Origin of the sequence: Cobetia sp. QF-1 (assembly GCF_002213105.1) — a bacterium.
Lineage (GTDB): Bacteria > Pseudomonadota > Gammaproteobacteria > Pseudomonadales > Halomonadaceae > Cobetia > Cobetia crustatorum.
On record NZ_NBVS01000005.1, the window covers coordinates 318,598 to 338,224 of the forward strand.

A 19,627-nucleotide genomic window follows, 5' to 3' on the forward strand; every position below is an offset into this window, starting at 1 on the left:
GTCGATGAGGCGAGTGTCGCAATGCACGCGACGCGACGTTAGATGGCGGGATGTGCATGTCAGCGTAAGTTGACACGTGTCACCTGGGGGCGAGGGTCATCATCAGGCGTCGACTACAGGCGACAGTGAGTGACGCCGTTGGGTGGCGAGCAAGAATGACGCTGCCATGTATAGGAGAAATGCCATGAACACGAAAACGCCGCCATCCCCTTTCGGGAGACGGCGGCGTCGATAGCGCTGTGATGCTGGCACTGATTTTCAAGCACCCATTCTCTAGCGCTGACTTTCTATTGTGGCATCAGCCCAGTAGCTTGCTGGCGCGCTCGACCACGTTCTCGACCGTGAAGCCGAAGTGCTTGAACAGGTCACCGGCCGGTGCGGATTCCCCGAAGGTTTCCATGCCGACGATATCGCCGTTCAGGCCGACATACTTGAACCAGTAATCACGGTGACCGGCTTCGATTGCCACGCGTGCAGTAACCGAAGACGGCAGTACAGATTCGCGGTATTCCAGGTCCTGGGCATCGAACAGATCGGTAGCCGGCATGGAGACGACGCGAACAGCACGACCGGAAGCTTCCAGTTCGGCTGCAGCATCCATCGCCAGGCCGACTTCAGAGCCGGTCGCGATCAGAATCAGTTCCGGCTGGCCATTGGCAGCATCCTTCAGCACATAACCACCGCGGCTGATGTTGGCCAGTTGCGCCTTGTCACGGTTCTGATGCGGCAAATTCTGACGCGACAGGATCAATGCAGTCGGGCCTGCATGACGCTTGATGGCAGCATCCCATGCTGCTGCGGTCTCAACGGCATCCGCCGGACGCCAGGTAGAGAGGTTCGGCGTGGTGCGCAGACTGGTCAGCTGTTCGATCGGCTGGTGTGTCGGGCCGTCTTCGCCCAGACCGATGGAGTCGTGAGTGAAGACGTAGATAGCCTGCTGGCCGATCAAGGCGGCCATGCGTACGGCATTGCGCATGTATTCCATGAAGATCAGGAAGGTGGCGCCGTAGGGAATGAAGCCGCCGTGCAGGCCAGCACCATTCATGATCGCACCCATGCCGAACTCACGCACACCGTAGTGCAGGTAGTTGCCACTGAAATCTTCGTGGGTGATGGCCTTGGCGCCCTTCCAGAAGGTCAGGTTGGACGGAGCAAGGTCAGCGCTGCCGCCGAGCAGTTCCGGCAACTGCGGACCCAGCTGGTTCAGACACTCGAAGGAGGCCTTGCGGGTCGCGGGGCTGTCGCCTGCGGCCTGCGCTTCTTCAATCATCTTCTCGCTGGTCAGGTTGTGCGGCAGCTTGCCAGCCAGGCGACGAGTGAACTCGGCGGCCAATTCCGGGTGCGCTTCCTGATAACGGGCGAAGCGGATATCCCACTCGCTCTCGAGCTTGGTGCCGCGCTCGCTGGCATCCCATCCCTTGTAGATGTCTTCCGGAATGTGGAACGGCGCGTGATTCCAGCCCAGCTTCTCGCGGGTAGCCGCGACTTCGTCGTCACCCAGCGGAGCACCGTGGCAGGACTCGGTACCTTCCTTGTTCGGCGCGCCAAAGCCGATCACGGTCTTGCAGATGATCAGGCTCGGCTTGTCGTCGTGGCTCTTGGCCAGCGCGATAGCGGCATTGATCTCTTCCGGCTTGTGGCCGTCGACGTTAGCCACGACGTGCCAGCCGTACGCTTCAAAGCGCTTGGCGGTATCGTCGGTGAACCAGCCGTCGACTTCACCATCGATTGAGATGCCGTTGTCGTCATACAGTGCAATCAGCTTACCCAGACCCAGAGTGCCCGCCAACGAGCTGACTTCGTGAGAGATGCCTTCCATCAGGCAGCCGTCGCCCAGGAAGCACCAGGTGGTGTGATCGACGACGTTATGACCTGGACGATTGAACTGTGCCGCCAGTGTCTTCTCGGCGATCGCCATGCCGACAGCATTGGCCAGACCCTGCCCCAACGGACCAGTGGTGGTCTCGATGCCCGGCGCATAGCCGTATTCCGGATGACCAGCGGTCTTGGAGTGCAGCTGACGGAAGTTTTGCAGGTCTTCGAGGCTCAGCTGGTAGCCCGTGAGGTGCAACAGCGAGTAGAGCAGCATGGAGCCGTGGCCATTGGACAGCACGAAGCGGTCACGGTCGGCCCAGTTCGGGTTGGCCGGGTTGTGCTTGAGGTGATCGTTCCAGAGCACTTCAGCGATGTCGGCCATGCCCATGGGGGCGCCGGGGTGGCCAGACTTGGCCTTCTGAACGGCGTCCATGGAAAGTGCACGGATGGCGTTGGCCAGGTCAAAACGGGAAGGCATGCAGTAGCTCCTCGCCTGCGGGGCGTCAAGAGTGGGGGCAATGAATCACGGCGATCTGCTGGTGGCGCATGGCGTCGTGAAGGACTGTGCGCTGATATAGACAGAGGCGTCGCGTGAACCTTGTAACGCGCGGACAAGTGCCGAGCGTGATCTCCGAGCGAGTATTGTCACCGAGATGGCAAGGCGCGGCAAACCCCATTCCGCCAGTGTAGCGGTCCATAAGGATATATAGAGGTATCAGGAGCGATCATGCCACACCAGCGAGCGGACGATGAGACATGCTTTACGACACGGGATTCTGGTATAGCATGGCAATGGCTCTCTATTGAGCGCACTTATTACTCAGAGCAACGCTCTTGTCACAAAAAGGTCTCGATATGACCATTGCCGGTGGCCCATGACGCTAGGCACTCACATAAGTGGCGTGTAAACTCGCCCCCCCGAGGCTTGGCCATCTGAGCCAAGTCTTATCGTGCGCCGCAAGCGTGTTTCTACTCGGTCGTCAACGCAGTCTGCCGTCAGTGGCCGAATCATCCCCGCATCCGAAAAGAGGGTCGAGGACAAATGAGCGAATACTCACTCTTCACATCTGAGTCCGTGTCTGAAGGTCATCCGGACAAGATTGCTGATCAGATTTCCGACGCCGTGCTCGATGCCATCATCGCGCGCGACAAGCACGCACGTGTCGCGTGTGAAACGCTCGTCAAAACCGGTGTCGCTATCGTGGCCGGTGAGATCTCCACCACTGCGTGGGTCGATCTCGAGGAGCTGGTACGTCGTGTCATTACCGATATCGGCTACACCTCTTCCGACGTCGGCTTCGACGGCGAGACCTGTGGTGTTCTGAATTTGATCGGCAAGCAGAGCGTTGACATCGCCCAAGGCGTTGACCGCAGCAAGCCAGAAGATCAGGGCGCGGGTGATCAGGGGCTGATGTTTGGCTATGCCACCAACGAAACTGACTCCTTCATGCCGGCGCCGATTCACTACGCCCATCGTCTGGTGGAGCGTCAGGCTGAACTACGCAAGAACGGCATGCTGCCGTGGCTGCGCCCAGATGCGAAGAGTCAGGTCACTTTCCGTTACGACGAAGCCGGCAAGCCGATTTCCGTCGAGGCGGTGGTGCTCTCTACCCAGCACGATCCGGAAGTGTCCCAGGAAGATCTGCGTGCGATGGTCAAGCGCGAGATCATCGAGCAAGTGCTGCCGGCTGAGTGGCTGACTGAGTCGACTCAGTATCACATCAATCCGACGGGCAACTTCGTCATCGGTGGCCCGGTGGGCGATTGTGGCCTGACGGGGCGCAAGATCATCGTCGATACCTATGGCGGCATGGCGCGTCACGGTGGTGGTGCCTTCTCTGGCAAGGACCCGTCCAAGGTCGATCGCAGCGCCGCTTATGCCGGTCGCTACGTGGCCAAGAACATTGTCGCCAGTGGTCTCGCTGAAAAGTGCGAGATTCAGGTCTCCTACGCTATCGGCGTGGCTGAACCGACTTCTGTCGCGATCAATACTTTCGGCACTGGCAAGATCAGTGATACCAAGATTGTCGAGCTGGTGCGTGAGCACTTTGATCTGCGTCCGTATGCCATCACCACCATGCTGGATCTGGCACATCCGATGTATCAATTGACGGCAGCCTACGGTCACTTCGGTCGTGAGCCGTTCGAGCACAGCTACAGCTGGACAGACGTGAATGGCGAGCAGAAGACTGAAACCTTCACCGCCTTCCCGTGGGAAAAGATTGATCGTGCCGATGCACTGAAAGCCGCTGCAGGCATCTAAGTCCTGCCGTCTCCGGTCAACGGGCGCTTCACTGCCCGTGACGTTGAGAGGCCTTTCGCGAGGCAGATGCGTTTCAAGGAAAACCCGCTTCGGCGGGTTTTCCTGTTTCTGGCGTCGTGATGCCCGACAGATACGATGACATGTAAAGGAGTGGTCACAAGGTGCCCGAGCTACGTTATCTCAACGCCTACAGCCCGCAGCTTCAGCAGCAAGCGCAAGATTTGCTGGAGGCAGAAAAGACGGCTGACTTTTTCTTGAAGAAATACCCTGGCATCCATGGCATCCATGGCATCCACGGCACTCGCCCGCTGTATGAGTATACGATGGCCTTGAAGAACCAATACATGCGTAGCTCCGCGCCGATCAGCAAGGTGATTTACGATGACAAGATTCATGTCATCAACAATGCGTTGGGGTTGCATACGTTTGTCTCTCGAGTGCAGGGTAATAAACTCAAGGCCAAGAATGAGATTCGCATCTCTTCTTTATTTCGACGTATTCCTGAACCGCTGCTAAAAATGATCGTCGTGCATGAATTAGCGCATTTGCGTGAAAAGGCACATGATAAGGCATTCTATAAATTATGCTGTTATATGGAGCCGGACTATCATCAGCTTGAGTTCGATCTACGTCTTTATTTATGTCATCGAGATCGCTTTGGAGACCTTTGGTAACTTGTCCATCCAAGCTAAGATCACGCGGTCTATTTCTCCGCTCGTGGAATAGTCGATAAGTGAACGATCCCATTTCCCAGTATCATGGAAGAACCATGCTGTGTGTGCTGGCAGCATCACCATAAAGGAATGTATTTAGATGCTTAATCTCGCCGCACTGTTCATTACCATTACTGCCGTGTGCATGTGGTTCAACCAGCGGGTGCTGCGACTGCCGCCGACCATCGGCGTGATGGCTATCGGGCTGGTGCTATCACTGGGTGTGATCGGATTGGATCATTTCTCGATGACTACCGCCGTCGCGGATAGCGCTGAAGACTGGCTGTCGCGCATCAACTTCAATAGCTTGCTGATGGATGGCATGTTGTCTTTCCTGCTGTTTGCCGGCGCATTGCATGTCGACCTCTCACGGCTGAAAGCCTATCGTCGCTCCATTGGCTTGCTCGCAACGCTGGGCGTGCTGGTCTCGACTATCGTGATTGGGTCAGCTGCCTGGTGGCTGTTTCAGTGGGCGAGCATCGAAGTTCCCTATCTTTACTGCCTGGTCTTTGGTGCACTCATTTCGCCAACGGATCCCATCGCGGTCCTCGGCATCATGCGCAGTGCGGGGGCGCCGGCGGATATGGAGATTCGTATCGTCGGTGAGTCGCTGTTCAACGATGGCGTGGCGGTGGTGCTCTTTACTGCATTGCTCGGCACGGCCTCTATCGGTAATGGCGAGATTGATCTGGGTCACATGGGTCTGCTATTCGTTGAGGAGGCCGGTGGCGGTATTCTGATGGGACTGGCACTGGGTGGACTGGTATATCAGCTGATGCGAAGCATTGATCAGTATCAGGTGGAGGTGATGCTGAGCCTGGCACTGGTGCTCGGGGGGTACGCGCTCTCTTCGGCACTACACGTTTCTGGCCCCATCGCGATGGTGGTGGCAGGGCTTATCATTGGCAATATGGCCCGCGCTGGGGCGATGTCGGATAACACGCGCCGCTATCTGGATGGCTTCTGGGAGTTGGTCGACGAGATTCTCAATGCCGTGCTGTTCGTATTGATTGGTCTTGAGCTGGTACTGATGCCGATCAGCCTGACTGCCATTGGGGTCGCGCTGACATTGGTGGCTGTCATCCTGCTGTCTCGTCTGGTCATCATTGGTGTGCCACTACGAATTCTGCGCCGCTGGTACACCTTCCGTAAAGGCACCACGCGAGTGCTGACCTGGGGTGGCCTACGCGGTGGTATCTCGGTAGCACTGGCGCTGGCGATCCCCGAAGGCGAATTTCGTGAGCCGCTGGTGGTGACGACTTACATCATCGTGTTGTTCTCGATTCTGGTACAGGGTTTGACCATCGGCAAACTGGTCAAGATGGTGGTCGGAGATCGATGCCACACGGAGTCGCAAGACGATAAGCATTGAGCTGTAGTTGAAAACCAAGTCATAGCTGAAAATTGAGTCATGGCTGAAAAACGCAACGCCCCGATGCTTTCCACAAGAGTATCGGGGCGTTGCGGTGTATAGCGCTGCTAATCCAGATGCACGGAGCCCCCTCGGCATCTTGCTCTGATGTGGCTCCGAGTGAAGGGGGGCCGGACTGATGTAGTAGCGCCAGCAGTAGAATGGCTCTATCAATAATAAATCCCCTTGAAAATTATCTTGAAATATCTGATGTGGTTATAACCATGAAATAATGATGAGCGCTATGGGAAAATGTTTATAATTCAATATGGTCAAAAGTCAGATGGGATATTTTATTTATATCCATAGTGCTGGATTACTCTATTTTCCAGACAACATCATCTATTTCTATCAATTGCGTATCTTGGGGGCCATACTGAATCGTTATGCTTCAGCCTGTAGCGCTAGTGCGTCATCTCGGCATGAGAATGACCAACACTGACTTCAGCTTAGAATTTACCTCAAAAGGAAAATGTCATGAGTAAAGGTCAAGACAGTAAAAAAGCGACTAAAAAGAAGCCCCTTTTAACAGCAAAAGAGAAAAAAGCGGCAAAGACGACTGCCAAGAAGCCCAGCAGCTCTTCTTTGATTCATTAAGCATGAGATGGCCATCATGTTATGTGATGGCCTTTTGGGCCAGACATTGGCGTAGCTCCGGGCAGAACTCCTCCTCGATAGAAGGCTGTTTTTGAGAGCCTCGTCACGAGGAGAGATGTTCTGGGGGCACAGCGCCATCCCTGCCTCTGAATGACACCTCGCTTTCGCATTGAGGCGTTACGATTTTCATCTCTGGCCTTCAGAGCTTCTGGCGTAGCGTTAACAAATCAGCCAACACCGAGATAGGGGCATTCCTGCGTGGGGTGTAGCATTAGAGAACGCTAGTTATTGCCTGAGGGTGTGCCGTGCCTTTTCATGACCATCTCATGCCGCCAGGCAATCCTGGCTCTGATAGCGAGTCTCGCCGGTATTGTGCTCGGCTAAATTACACGTTCGTCATGTTCGCGATTGCCGGACTATCCTGCTTTCTGCTCTTCGATTACTTCGAGGTGCCGAACGCTTGGCAGCTATTATGGGCAGGGCGCTTCCTGCTGATCGGAATCTGTTTGCTGTGTGTTTTCCTGTTGCGCAGGAATCCGCAGAATCCTAATGGCATCGTGCTGTTCGGGGCGATAGCGAGCAATCTCTTCTTCTGTTTTGGTGCTGCGATGATTGATAACGTCATCGCGCTATCGCTGTGGAACCTGAGTTTTGCGACCTGTATGTTGATTGCCATGCCAGCTTGGCTGGTATGGGGCTGGCGCTATCAGCTCGCCAGTAGTCTGCCCTTGATTGTGTTCTATATCCCCATCTTCACCTGGCTAAGCCCCCTGCAGTTGACCGACTTGGTCGGGGCTGGCGGTGCCTATCTGATGACGACGCTGTGTATCGCACCGGCGCTTGCGCATGCACGTTTCTCCACGTTTCAGCGTACGGTCATGCTGCGATTGGCACTGGAAGGACGCAACACCGAGCTGAATCGCGTCAACCAGCAACTGCTGACGCAACAGCACGAGCTTGAATACCGCGCTAATCACGACCTGCTCACCAGTCTGCCGAATCGACGTTTTGGTCTCGAGTTCTTCGAGCAGGTGCTGTTGGATAGCACGCGTGTGCGCCGCTGCCTGTCAATTCTGTTTGTGGATGTTGATCGGCTCAAGCACGTCAACGATAGCTTTGGACATGCCGAGGGCGACCACTTGATTCAGCTGGTCGCTGAGGGTGTGGCACAGGCGGCGGGGGATCAGGGTATGGCGTGCCGATTGGGTGGTGATGAGTTTCTGGTCGTACTGCCGGGCGCTTGTGACATGGCCAGTCAGCAGGCAGCAACTCAGTTGATGCGCCGCTTGCAGGAGCGCCGTCTGCGAGAGGGAATCGCCTTCCCGGTTGATATCAGCATCGGGCGCGTAACTCATGACCCTGTACTGCAGAGCGATGTGGACGTGGATGATCTGATCCAGATCGCCGATGACCGCATGTATCGCCAGAAGCGCGCGCGTCGCCGTGCCGCGGCGGGCCTGAGTGATCGTCAGGCCTGAGCTACCTCGATATCCTTTGGATGCATGGCAGTTGTCACCGCGTGTTCATCTGCTTGTTACGTTCATGTCACTAGCCCATGTCACGCTATCTCGGTGTGGCCCTTCTGGCCGCATTCATTGGTTCAGAGGTGACAGACATGACCGCGCCGCGCTTTCCCTCTCAAGATGATTCCTGTTCTGGAGCTGCCTCTCTCGGGCAGGTTCGTACTCTGTTTATTTCTGATCTACATCTAGGCACCCCGGATTGTCAGGCAGCGCTGCTTTCCAAGTTGCTGCGTCGCGTGCGCCCTGAGCGACTCTATCTGGTGGGCGATATCGTTGATTTACTGGCGATGCGCAAGCGCGCCGTGCTCGACAAGGATCAGCAGGCACTGGTAGCCCGTGTGCTGCGCTTGGCGCGTAGCGGCTGTGAGGTGATCTATATTCCCGGCAATCACGATGCATCGTTTCGTCGGCTCTGTGGCGTGAAGCTGCATAACGTGAGCATCGAGCGCCGCGCGATTCATGTCACTGCTAGCGGTCGTCGTCTGTTGGTCTCACATGGCGACGAGTTTGATACCCATGTGCGCATCGCACCGTGGTTGCTCACATTGGGTGATGGCATGCACGGCTTCATCTTGTCACTCAACCGCTGGTGCAATCGTGGCCGCTCACTGCTTGGGCTGCCTTACTGGTCGCTCGCCAGCGCACTCAAGCGTCGTAGTGGGACGGCGCAGCGTTATGTCGCACAGTTCGAGGAAGCGGCCATGCGCCAGGCACGTCTTGAGGGTCTCGATGGCTATATCGGTGGACATATTCATCAGGCAGGGTTTCGGGTTGAGGATGGTGTGCTCTACTGCAACGACGGTGACTGGGTCGAGCATTGCACCGCACTGGCTGAGGATGCGGACGGTGCCTTGCATCTGATTGATTGGCAGGGACAGATCATTGAAAGCGCGCCACGCTTCGTGATGTCACGCCAGGCCGTGATAGACCCGGCCATTCAGCAGCCTGTCATGGCATGCAAGCCCCCGGAGATGACGGGGGCTTGAGCCCATTTCTCCCGTATTTTCTAGCCCAGCCCGCTGATCGCCAGCATCCACGAGAGATATAGTGGGATAACCAGCGGGGCGGCCAGCGTGGTCAGCATCACTGCGATGGCGCCCTTGGCCGGTTGGATATTCAGTTCGATGGCCAGCACCACGACGTTGGCGGCCATGGGTACCACGCCCAGCAGTAGCAGTGCCTGTGCCAGTACAGGGTCGAGCGTCGTCAGGCTACCCAGTAGCATCACGCTGCCCAGACTCAGCAGTGGCCACATCACGAAGCGCAGCGCCGAAGCCGCAAGAATGAAGCGCGGGTCTACCTCGCGCAGGCTGATGCCGCCGAGTGTCATGCCGATGATCATCATGCCCAGTACCGTGTAGCTGTACTTGAAGTAGTTCAGCCCCTCCAGCACGGCGTCCGGAATGCCAATCCCCAGCGTGCTGACCAACAGGGCGGCGAGGAAGGCGTAGATCAGCGGTAGACGCACGATCTTGGTCAGACTTTCGCGCATCGAGAATTGTCCACGCGCACTGACGTAGAAACCCAGCGTGAATTCATAGAGCGTGATGCCCAGCAAACAGAAGAGATACTGGGTCACGCCTTCTGGCGGCAGCAGCAGCATGGCGACAGGTAGGCCAAAGTAACCGGTATTGCCGGTGCCGGCAGAGAAGGCCAATAGCGCCGCTTCCTGTGGTGGGAAGAACATCGCCGCCAGCGGTCGGGTCAGTAGGCAGAGCACGCTTGAGATCGTGAACAGGCCGAGTGTCAGACCGAGATCACTGAGCGATGGCTCACCGAGTACGAGTCCACGAAAGAAGGTCAGTGGTGCAATCACGTAGATAAGCAGGGTAGCGATAGGGCGCGGGTCAATCGCGAGTCGGCGTGCGCATAGCCAGCCAATGGCAACAAAGGTAATCAGCATCCAGAGGGGCTGCTGTAGATCGATATGGTCCATCACCTGTCCTTGTGAATGTTGTTGGCTATTCTCATCATGCCGCGCGACATGTGCCGGCGTCATCCAGTGAATGATGACAATCAACACGCAAGTCTCGTGCTAGAGCCTCTGGTGAGAATACTTCGATACGTGAAAGATTATGGTTATAAGAAAGAAGATTCTTATATGAATGATATTGATGTTGAGGCGAAAACCTTTCATTAGCCGAGACTCGCGGCTCAGTTCAGAATGCAATGCATGCTGTAGCACGCACACCTTGAAGTGTGCGGCGAAAAAACATCAATGCTGGACACGATTGACCACAGAGGGTTATCCCATGAGCGCAAGCGAGCATCCATTAGGTATCAGCTTCGAATTTTTCCCACCGAATACCGAGGTGGGGCACGAGAAGTTGATGGATGTCCGCGATCGTCTGGCAGTCATCGACCCGACATTCTTCTCCGTGACCTACGGTGCCGGTGGCTCCACCCGTAAACGTACCTTCAATACCGTCAATGCGGTCAGCAGCAGTGGTGTCTGCACCGCTCCGCACCTGTCTTGCATAGGGAGTGATCGTGGTGAGCTGCGCGAAATTCTGAGCGAATATCGCGAGCGGGGCGTCAAGCGTTTGGTTGCTCTGCGCGGTGACCTGCCGTCTGGTATGGGCGCACGTAGTGAGCTGCGCTATGCCAACGAGCTGGTCGAATTCGTGCGTGAAGAGACCGGCGATCATTTTGAGATAGCCGTGGCTGCCTATCCGGAATGTCATCCACAGGCGGACAACTATCAGCGTGATCTCGAGAACTTCGCTCGCAAGATGAATGCGGGGGCCAACATCGCCATCACTCAGTACTTCTTCACTGCCGATGCCTATTTCCATTTCGTGGAGCGTGCGCGGGCCATTGGCATCGAGCAGCCGATCATTCCAGGCATCATGCCGATCACCAACTACACCAAGCTGGCGCGTTTCTCCGACTCCTGCGGTGCGGATATTCCGCGTTGGGTTCGCAAGCAGCTTGAGAGCTACGGCGATGACAGCGAGAGCATCCAGAAATTTGGCACCGAGGTGATCTCACGCATGAGCGAGCGCCTGCTGGATGGCGGTGCGCCGGGCCTGCATTTCTATACGCTCAATCAGGCTGAGCCGAGCCTCAATGTCCTCAGGAATCTGGGCATCACCAGCGCATGATTATCCGCTGATCATGACGATAACCATGATCTGGCGCGTCGTGCCGAAAAGCCTTTGATAACACGCCCTTGCCAGCTTCTGGTGGGGGGGGGGTGCGTTTCGCAACGGGATTTCTTTTCTCGTAAGCATTGAACATGTTGGCTCAGGCCCCGAGGTTGTGATGAGTAGCACCGACCACTCACCACTTCGACATCCAGTATCGAGCTTTGATCTCACATTCGGGTGTCGGCCTACGTGCTGGAGAGATTGCTTATGAACATCATGACACAGCGTCCCTTGCTGAAAACATGTGCTGCACTTGCTCTGGGTACATGCCTGGCCAGTGGTGCGGCTCAGGCATCTACCGAGATCGAGATGCATCGTGTGAATGCTGAGGGTATCGGCGAGGCCGTGGGGAGCATCATGGCCGAAGATACTCAGAATGGACTGTTACTGACACCGAAGGTCGAGGGTCTGGAGAGCGGTATTCACGGCTTCCACCTGCATGCCAAGGCTAGTTGTGAGCCTGCCGAGAAGGATGGTGAAACCGTTGCTGCAGCCGCAGCCGGCAGCCACTTCGACCCGGAAGGCACAGAGACTCACCAAGGGCCGTATGGCGATGGCCATCTCGGGGATCTCCCGGCGCTGAGCGTCGATGCCGATGGCAAGATTTCACTGCCAGTGTTGGCACCGCGTCTTGAGGAAAGTGACCTCAGCGGCCATGCGCTGATGATTCACTCCGGTGGTGACAACTACACCGATACGCCCAAGCTTGGGGGTGGTGGCTCGCGTGTTGCCTGCGGTGTGATCCAATAGCACTTTGCTTGATTGGCTCGTGCCGAGAAATGATACCTATCGGCACGTGATTGATATGACATGAAAAAGCCCCGCCAGCTGGCGGGGCTTTTTCATGGTTCATTATCAGCGACAGCTTATCCATTCAGGCATCAGTGACGTTTACCGGGGTCGAGGATTCTGACCGGCTGAACCTCGCCGACTGCCGGTGCCTCGCGCGGCGCATTGACCCGTGTGGCGATCTCGGCCAGCGTTGGCGGTTCCTCTATGGCCTGCTGTTCGAAGAAGTCACAGGATACGCAGTCACGGTAACGCGTGTCGTGCTGCTCCCAGGTGCGCAGGCGGTCCATTTCTCCGCAGCGCGGGCAGACGGCGCCAGCGATGAAGCGCTTGATGGCAGACATGGAGCCTCCTATTTAGTCAGGTCAGTGTCAGTCGGGCCAGTATCAGTCAGCTCTGGATCAACCTCAGGCAGGTACGAGGCTGGCGGGCAGATCATACGGATGGTCAGGATCGGACAGGGTATTCAATGCCCCATATGATACGCCCCCGACCGATAAAGGTCAGGGGCGTGTAGACGTACTGGCGGGTGCATGGCTCTTGATCAGGCCGCTTGCGCACCGATACCAGAGTGACGCAGCAGAGCATCGACCTGCGGATCACGGCCACGGAAGGCACGGAACAGCTCGGCGGCATCACGTGAGCCACCGCGTGCCAGGACTTCTTCCCGGAAGCGCAGGCCTGTTGCCGTATCGAAGACGGCGCTTTCCTCAAAGGCGCTGAAGACATCGGCTGACAGGACTTCTGCCCATTTGTAGCTGTAGTAGCCCGCCGCGTAGCCGCCAGCAAAGATATGGCTGAAGCCATTCTGGAAGCGGTTGAAATCGACGTGCGGCACTACGGCAACCTTGCCGCGAACTTCGTCGAGCAGTGCCTGAACTTCTGTCGCGGACGGCTTGTCGAGTTCGTGGTGCAGGCGGAAGTCGAACAGCGAGAACTCCAGCTGGCGAACCATGGTCATCGCGGCCTGGAAGTTACGTGCAGCCTGCAGGCGTTCGAGCAGGTCATCCGGCAGGCGGTCGCCGGTATCGACGTGACGCGCGATCAGGTCAAGGCCTTCACGTTCGTAGCAGAAGTTTTCCATGAACTGGCTAGGCAGCTCGACGGCGTCCCACGCCACGCCATTGATGCCGGAGACTTCGGCGACTTCCTGACGGGTCAGCATGTGGTGCAGACCGTGGCCGAATTCGTGGAACAGCGTGACTACTTCATCGTGCGTCAGCAGTGCCGGACGCTCGCCCACCGGACGGGTGAAGTTGCAGGTCAGGTAGGCGACCGGTAACTGCAGGCTGCCATCTTCACGGCGGCGACGTACGCGGCACTCGTCCATCCACGCACCGCCACGCTTGCCTTCGCGTGAATAGAGATCGAGATAGAAACCGGCGATCGGCGCGCCATCTTCCAGCACTTCGTAGTAGCTCACGTCTGCGTGCCATACCGATACGTCGCGCTGCTTGAATGTAATGCCGTAGAGGCGATTGACCACTTCAAACAGGCCATCGATGGCTTGCGGCGCCGGGAAGTAAGGGCGTAGCTGTTCTTGGTTGATTGCGTAGCGTGATTCGCGCAGTTTCTCGCTGGCAAAACCGACATCCCACGGCTGCAGGTCATCAATACCGAGACTCTCGGTGGCGTAGGCGGCCAGCTCGTTGAATTCTTCACGCGCTTGCGGCACCGCTCGGGTCGCCAGATCATCAAGGAAGGCGATGACCTGAGCCGGCGAGTCCGCCATCTTGGTCGCCAGCGACAGGGCAGCATAGTCGTCAAAGCCGATCAGTCCTGCCAGCTCCTGACGCAGTGCCAGAATCTCTTCGATCACCGGGCCGTTATCGTAATCACCCGACTGCGGTCCCTTGTCGGAGGCACGTGTCACGAAGGCGGTATAGACCTCTTCGCGCAGCTCGCGATTGTCGGCGTAGCTGAGCACGGGGAAGAAGCTCGGGAAGTCGAGAGTGATACGATAGCCTTCCAGCCCTTTCGCTTCAGCGTTGGCCTTGAGCGCCGCGAGGCCGCTTTCCGGCACGCCCGTCAGCGCCTCTTCCTCGACATCCTTGTGCCAAGCCTGGGTGGCATCCAGCACATGGTTGGAGAAGGTGTTGGACAGCTCCGACAGGCGCGCCTGGATCTCGCCATAACGCTGCTTCTTGTCGTCCGGCAGATCGACACCGGCGAGACGGAAGTCGCGCAGGCTGTTGGTGATCGCCTTCTGTTGCGCTTCATCGAGAGTCGAGAACTCGCTGCTGTCTGCCAGACGCTGATACGCCGCTGCCAGATCACTGTTCTGACCGACCCAGGTGGAGTAGGCCGACAGCTTGGCGAGACAGGCTTGATAGGCTTCACGCAGCTCAGGTGAATTCATGGTCGAATTGAGGTGCGAGACTGGCGACCACGCCTGACTGAGGCGATCACCTAGAGCTTCCAATGGCGCCGCGAAGTTGTCCCAGCGCGTATCGTCGCGCGTGGCGTCGATCAGACGCTCCATCTCCTGCTGGTTATGCTCCAGCAGCTCGCTGATCGCGGACTCGACGTGCTCGGCCTTCAGGCTATCAAAGGGCGGCAGAGTGTTGTGTTCCAGCAGGGGATTGATCGACATGCGATACCTCACGCTATTCAGATGAGCGGCAGCGGGGAGAGATAAAAAAGTGCCATGCACTGATGTGCATTTGAAAACATGACCACCGTTGCCGCGGGGATACCCTGAATGTGAGGCCTATGCGCGCGTTATTCAATCTATCGACGTGATAGGGGCGCCTGAGAGTGACTGGCATGAGCGTTGGCATGAGCATCGCTCAGACGTACGCGTCGCATTGGCCCTGACCCGCGCGGCTGCTATCTTGCAGCCCTTGATCATTGTTACTGGATCACACCTCTTCATCACCGTCCCTTGACCACGAGAGCAGACATGAGCGAAACCACCGAACGCTGGGGCAGCCGCCGGGCCTTCATTCTGGCAGTGACCGGCGCCGCCGTCGGGTTGGGCAACATCTGGCGTTTCCCTTACATGACCGGCGAGAACGGCGGCTCGGCGTTTTTGTTGCTCTACATTGGCTTCGTCGTATTGCTGGGGCTGCCGGTGATGATGGCTGAAATCATGATCGGGCGTGCCGGACGCCGTGGGCCGATGCAGGCGCTGGCCTATCTGGCCACTGCGGGCGGCAGCTCACCTCATTGGCGTTGGTTGGGGCTATTCGGCGCGCTCACCATGTTTTTCATCCTGTCGTTCTATTCGGTGGTGTCGGGCTGGTCGATCGAATATCTGGTGGATTCACTCAAGGGCGATTTCAGTGGCATGACGCCGCCGCAGGTCGGCGCGGCGTTCAATGGCTTCCTTGATGATCCGATTTCGATGACCTTCAACCACACCCTGTTCATGTTGATGACCATGAGCGTGGTTGCGGCGGGTATCTCCTCCGGGCTTGAACGCCTCAACAACCTGATGATGCCGATGCTCTACGTGCTGTTGCTGGCGTTGGCAGGTTACAGCGTCAGCACGCCCGGCTTTGGCCCTGCGCTCAGCTGGCTGTTCATGCCCAACCCGGAGGCGATTACGCTGGATGTGGTGCTCAATGCGATGGGGCATGCCTTCTTCACGCTGGCCGTCGGTGCCTGCGCACTGATGGCATATGGTGCTTATATGCCGGAGCGCCAGAGCCTACCGACAGCCGCTGTGGCGGTTGCAGCACTGGATATCGGCGTGGCACTGCTGGCGGGTATCGCCATCTTTGCCGCCGTTTTCAGTCAGGGTATGGACCCCGCGTCTGGCCCCGGCTTGATGTTCGTCAGTTTGCCGATCGCCTTTGCCAACCTGCCCGGTGGCGCACTGCTGTTGTCGTTATTCTTCCTGCTGCTGTTGCTGGCGACCTGGACCAGCTCAATCAATATCGCCGAGCCCATCGTCGAGGTGCTGGAAGGCTGGGGACTGACACGTCGTCGTGCGGCGCTGGTCGTGGGTATCTGTGTGTGGGCAGCGGGGCTGTTGTCCGTATTGTCATTCTCCAGCCTGAAGGACGTGCATGTGCTAGGTGAGATGAACTTCTTTGACCTGGTGACGACGATTCCGCCTGACTTCTTTCTGCCGGTCGGCGGGCTGTTGATCGCGATCTTCGCGGCTTGGGTGATGCCGCAGCATCTGGCACTGGCGGGGCTGGGGACGTCGCGGCGCTTCTTCCGCGTCTGGCGGGGAGTATTGCGCTGGGTCTCGATTCCGCTGGTGCTGGTCGTGCTGGCATGGAGCTTCCTCAAGTGATCGCTGAAGCACGGGATTGGCGCCAAGCGCTTTCTGGCAGTAGTCTGGGCGCCTAAATCAGGAGGTAAAGCATGAGCATTCGATCCTTCAAGGGCTTGACGCCGCGTCTTGGCGAACGGGTTTTCATCGACCCCACCAGTGTGGTGTTGGGCGATGTTGCGCTCGGCGATGACAGTTCGGTATGGCCGCTGGTCGTGATTCGTGGCGACATGCACCGTATCCGTATTGGCGCGCGTACCAGCGTGCAGGACGGCGCGGTGCTGCACATCACCCACGCCAGTGATTTCAATCCGGGCGGCTATCCGCTGGAAATCGGAGATGACGTGACGATTGGTCACAAGGCCGTGCTGCATGGCTGCACCATCCACGACCGTGTGCTGATCGGCATGGGCGCTATCGTGATGGATGGTGTGGTAGTGGAAGATGAAGTCATCATCGCGGCTGGCGCGCTGGTGCCGCCGGGCAAGCGTCTGGAGGGCGGGCATGTCTACGCCGGTAATCCCGCGCGGGCATTGCGTCCCATCAAGGAAAGTGAACGTGAGTTCTTCGCCTATTCGGCAGTGAACTACGTCAAGCTGAAGGATCAGCATCTGGCCGAAGGCTATCCCGAGTAGCTCACGGCACGAGGTTCTGGTGTTAGTCCGGAGACCTCGTCAGGCGGCTCGCCTGGCCTGTAAACGCACACTCCCCCGTTGGCTCGCGCTGACGGGGGAGTGTGCGTTTACAGGTATATATCTGGGCCATAAGAGACTAGAGCGCGAGGCGGGAGGAGTCATCTCAACGTTGATTATCCTACAAGCCATTGTTTTTCATGAAATGACTGCGTCATAATCTGGACATATATCCAGTGCCTGCACGTGGTGGCTGGTCCAGTGACCTTGGCGAGGGCTCGCGACCCGTATCTCATGGCCAATTTTCGTACCCATATTACCGTTGCTGCCTTTGCGGGCGGCATCGTGGCGGCTGCTGGTTGGCAGGGCGGCCTCTGGTCGCTGGTCGATGGCATTCCGCTGGCCGGTCTGACGACCTTCGGCGGCATTCTGCCGGATATTGATTCCGACAACTCGCGTGCCATTCGCATCCTGTTTACTCTGTTTGCGGTGCTGGCCACCATGGCCTGTGTGCTATTGCTGCAAGACCGTCTGCTGGCTGGCCCCTTGCTGATGGCGGGCGGCGGTACCTACATGGGCGTGCGTTATGTCGCCAGCGCGATCTTCAAGCGCTTTACCGTTCATCGCGGTATCTGGCACTCGCTGTTGGCGTCGCTGCTGTGTGCACTGGGCGTGACGGCGGCGAGTTTGCATCTGCTCGGTCAGAGTGAAGAGCAGGCATGGTGGCAGGGCGCGGCGCTATTGTTCGGTGCAATGATTCACCTGCTGCTCGACGAGATGTATAGCGTCGACATGGTGGGGGCGCGTCTCAAGAAGAGCTTCGGCACCGCCTTCAAGCTGTTCGATTATCGCCAGCCAGGCAACTCGTTGGCGATGGTGATAGTGATCGGTGCGATGAGTCCGTGGCTGCCACCATTGCAGGTGCTGGTGGATATCCTGCACCTGCAAGTGCCGCTATCTATCTTTGGTGCTGGTTTGTCTCGTCTGATGGCCGGTATCTAAGGGCTGTTGTTTTCCAGCTTGGCGGCATGTGATATCGGTGGAGCCTAGCGACGATAAGGTTCGGCACTCAAGCCATGTTTCTTGAGCTTGTCGTAGAGTGTCTTGCGCGGCAGGCCCAACTGTTCGCAGACCATCACCACCTGACCCTGACAGGCCGCCAGTGCCTCACAAATCAGCGCTGCCTCAAAGGCTTCCATGCGTACTGGCAGGGGCTGGCCTTGAGTCGCAGCCGTCATGCTGCCTTCCAATGAGGCGGGCACCTCCTCGGTGGCTCGGTCTAGCGAGCGGCCCAAGGGGCGTCCCTCCGCCATGCTGTCACCGATATTGCCCTCCAGTCCGCCGAGCAGCACATGACGTTCGGCGCAGTTGCGCAATTCGCGCACATTACCTGGCCAGTCGTGAGCCAACAGTGCCTGGAGTGTCGTGGCGTCCAAGGGTGGGACTTCCAGGCTGGTGCGCTCACTGGCGAGAATCGCGAAGTGGCGAAACAGTTGCAGGATGTCTTCTGCGTGTTCACGCAAGGGCGGTAGATAGAGCGTGACGACATTGAGTCGATAGTAGAGGTCTTCGCGGAATTCACCGGCGCTGGCGGCCTCACGCAAATCACGCTTGGTCGCGGCGATTACGCGAATGTCGATCGGGTGCGGTGTATTGCTGCCCAGTCGCTCGATACTGCGCTCCTGCAGGACACGCAGCAGCTTGATCTGCAGTGACAACGGCATCGATTCAATCTCGTCGAGAAACAGGGTGCCACCGTCGGCGTGTTCCAGCTTGCCGATGCGACGTGCGCTGGCACCGGTAAATGCGCCTTTCTCATGGCCGAACAGCTCCGACTCGATCAATGTCTCTGGCATGCCGCCGCAGTTGAGCGCCACGAAGGGCCTGCTGGCGCGGGCACTGCGTTCGTGCAGGCAGCGGGCGACGCGGTCCTTGCCGGCACCGGTTTCGCCAAACAGCAGCGTATCGGCATCCACGCGTGCTAGTCGTGACACCTGAGCATCCAAGCGCTGAATCACTTCACTGCTGCCCACCAGCCGTGGCCCAGCGCTATTACGCTGAGTCTCCAACTGTTCGCGTAGCGAGCGATTCTCCAGCGCCAGTCTGCGGGCAGCGACTGCACGGCGTACTCCATCCAGCAGGCGCTCTCGATCGAAAGGCTTTTCGATGAAGTCCCAGGCGCCGGCCTGCATCGCGGCAACCGCGGTATCGATGTCGCCGTGGCCGGTCATCACGATCACCGGTAGCTCGTCATCCAGCTCACGCGCAGCACGCAACAGACTCAGGCCGTCCATGCCCGGCATGCGGATATCGGTAATTACCACGCCGTAAAAGGGCGTGTCGCGGCGGAGCAACTCGAGAGCCTGCTCGGCGCTCGCCAGTGGCAGGGTGGTGTAGTCGGCCAGCATCAGACTCTGGCTCAGGCTGTCACGTAGAGACGGTTCGTCATCAATCACCAGCACCTGCATGACGGCGGATGAGGCCATGGCATCGTTGGTGTGCGCGGGTGA

At 57.8% G+C, this 19,627-nt stretch carries 15 protein-coding genes; 10 read left to right on the forward strand and 5 right to left on the reverse strand.

Going from position 1 to position 19,627, the window contains the following annotated elements; genetic code table 11:
• Positions 1-298 precede the first annotated feature (298 nt).
• Positions 299-2,293 carry a transketolase gene (gene tkt, locus CFN46_RS11910; protein ID WP_024952802.1) on the reverse strand — a complete coding sequence of 665 codons (1,995 nt, stop codon included), beginning with the start codon at positions 2,291-2,293 and terminating at the stop codon, positions 299-301.
• Between the two features lie 564 nt (positions 2,294-2,857).
• Between tkt and metK the strand changes: the two genes are divergently transcribed.
• The 5 genes from metK (at position 2,858) to CFN46_RS11935 (ending at position 9,308) form a co-directional block, all read left to right on the forward strand.
• Positions 2,858-4,078 (forward strand): methionine adenosyltransferase, encoded by a 1,221-nt coding sequence (gene metK, locus CFN46_RS11915; RefSeq protein WP_088743632.1) that lies wholly within the window; start codon positions 2,858-2,860, stop codon positions 4,076-4,078.
• A gap of 161 nt (positions 4,079-4,239) precedes the next feature.
• Positions 4,240-4,752 (forward strand): YgjP-like metallopeptidase domain-containing protein, encoded by a 513-nt coding sequence (locus CFN46_RS11920; RefSeq protein WP_088743633.1) that lies wholly within the window; start codon positions 4,240-4,242, stop codon positions 4,750-4,752.
• 139 nt (positions 4,753-4,891) lie between these two features.
• The gene (locus tag CFN46_RS11925; RefSeq protein WP_088743634.1) at positions 4,892-6,163 is read left to right on the forward strand and encodes a sodium:proton antiporter; all 1,272 of its coding nucleotides are present in this window, start codon (positions 4,892-4,894) and stop codon (positions 6,161-6,163) included.
• A 1,034-nt stretch (positions 6,164-7,197) separates the two neighbouring features.
• Positions 7,198-8,277 carry a GGDEF domain-containing protein gene (locus CFN46_RS11930; RefSeq protein WP_176426468.1) on the forward strand — a complete coding sequence of 360 codons (1,080 nt, stop codon included), beginning with the start codon at positions 7,198-7,200 and terminating at the stop codon, positions 8,275-8,277.
• Positions 8,278-8,414: 137 nt separating this feature from the next.
• Positions 8,415-9,308, forward strand: a complete 894-nt coding sequence (locus CFN46_RS11935; protein ID WP_088743659.1) for a UDP-2,3-diacylglucosamine diphosphatase — start codon at positions 8,415-8,417, stop codon at positions 9,306-9,308.
• A 20-nt stretch (positions 9,309-9,328) separates the two neighbouring features.
• Here CFN46_RS11935 and CFN46_RS11940 read toward each other — a convergent pair whose 3' ends face one another.
• Entirely contained in the window at positions 9,329-10,258 is a 930-nt protein-coding gene (locus tag CFN46_RS11940; protein WP_088743660.1) for an AEC family transporter, read from the reverse strand.
• A 316-nt stretch (positions 10,259-10,574) separates the two neighbouring features.
• Between CFN46_RS11940 and metF the strand changes: the two genes are divergently transcribed.
• Positions 10,575-11,426, forward strand: coding sequence for a methylenetetrahydrofolate reductase [NAD(P)H] (metF, locus tag CFN46_RS11945; protein ID WP_024952797.1), 852 nt, complete (start codon positions 10,575-10,577; stop codon positions 11,424-11,426).
• 252 nt (positions 11,427-11,678) lie between these two features.
• Positions 11,679-12,221 (forward strand): superoxide dismutase [Cu-Zn] SodC, encoded by a 543-nt coding sequence (gene sodC, locus CFN46_RS11950; RefSeq protein ID WP_339378987.1) that lies wholly within the window; start codon positions 11,679-11,681, stop codon positions 12,219-12,221.
• 131 nt (positions 12,222-12,352) lie between these two features.
• Here sodC and CFN46_RS11955 read toward each other — a convergent pair whose 3' ends face one another.
• Both CFN46_RS11955 and prlC read right to left on the reverse strand, forming a co-directional pair.
• Positions 12,353-12,604, reverse strand: coding sequence for a YheV family putative zinc ribbon protein (locus CFN46_RS11955; RefSeq protein ID WP_024953350.1), 252 nt, complete (start codon positions 12,602-12,604; stop codon positions 12,353-12,355).
• 200 nt (positions 12,605-12,804) lie between these two features.
• Positions 12,805-14,853 carry an oligopeptidase A gene (gene prlC, locus CFN46_RS11960; protein WP_088743636.1) on the reverse strand — a complete coding sequence of 683 codons (2,049 nt, stop codon included), beginning with the start codon at positions 14,851-14,853 and terminating at the stop codon, positions 12,805-12,807.
• Between the two features lie 309 nt (positions 14,854-15,162).
• Between prlC and CFN46_RS11965 the strand changes: the two genes are divergently transcribed.
• The 3 genes from CFN46_RS11965 (at position 15,163) to CFN46_RS11975 (ending at position 18,119) form a co-directional block, all read left to right on the forward strand.
• A complete protein-coding gene (locus CFN46_RS11965; protein ID WP_024953351.1) occupies positions 15,163-16,506 on the forward strand; it encodes a sodium-dependent transporter in 1,344 nt (447 codons plus the stop codon).
• Between the two features lie 71 nt (positions 16,507-16,577).
• Positions 16,578-17,120, forward strand: a complete 543-nt coding sequence (locus CFN46_RS11970; RefSeq protein WP_024953352.1) for a gamma carbonic anhydrase family protein — start codon at positions 16,578-16,580, stop codon at positions 17,118-17,120.
• Positions 17,121-17,411: 291 nt separating this feature from the next.
• Positions 17,412-18,119, forward strand: coding sequence for a metal-dependent hydrolase (locus CFN46_RS11975; RefSeq protein ID WP_088743637.1), 708 nt, complete (start codon positions 17,412-17,414; stop codon positions 18,117-18,119).
• A gap of 44 nt (positions 18,120-18,163) precedes the next feature.
• Here CFN46_RS11975 and CFN46_RS11980 read toward each other — a convergent pair whose 3' ends face one another.
• Complete coding sequence (locus CFN46_RS11980; protein WP_088743661.1) at positions 18,164-19,603, reverse strand: sigma-54 dependent transcriptional regulator; 1,440 nt, start codon at positions 19,601-19,603, stop codon at positions 18,164-18,166.
• Positions 19,604-19,627: the final 24 nt, after the last annotated feature.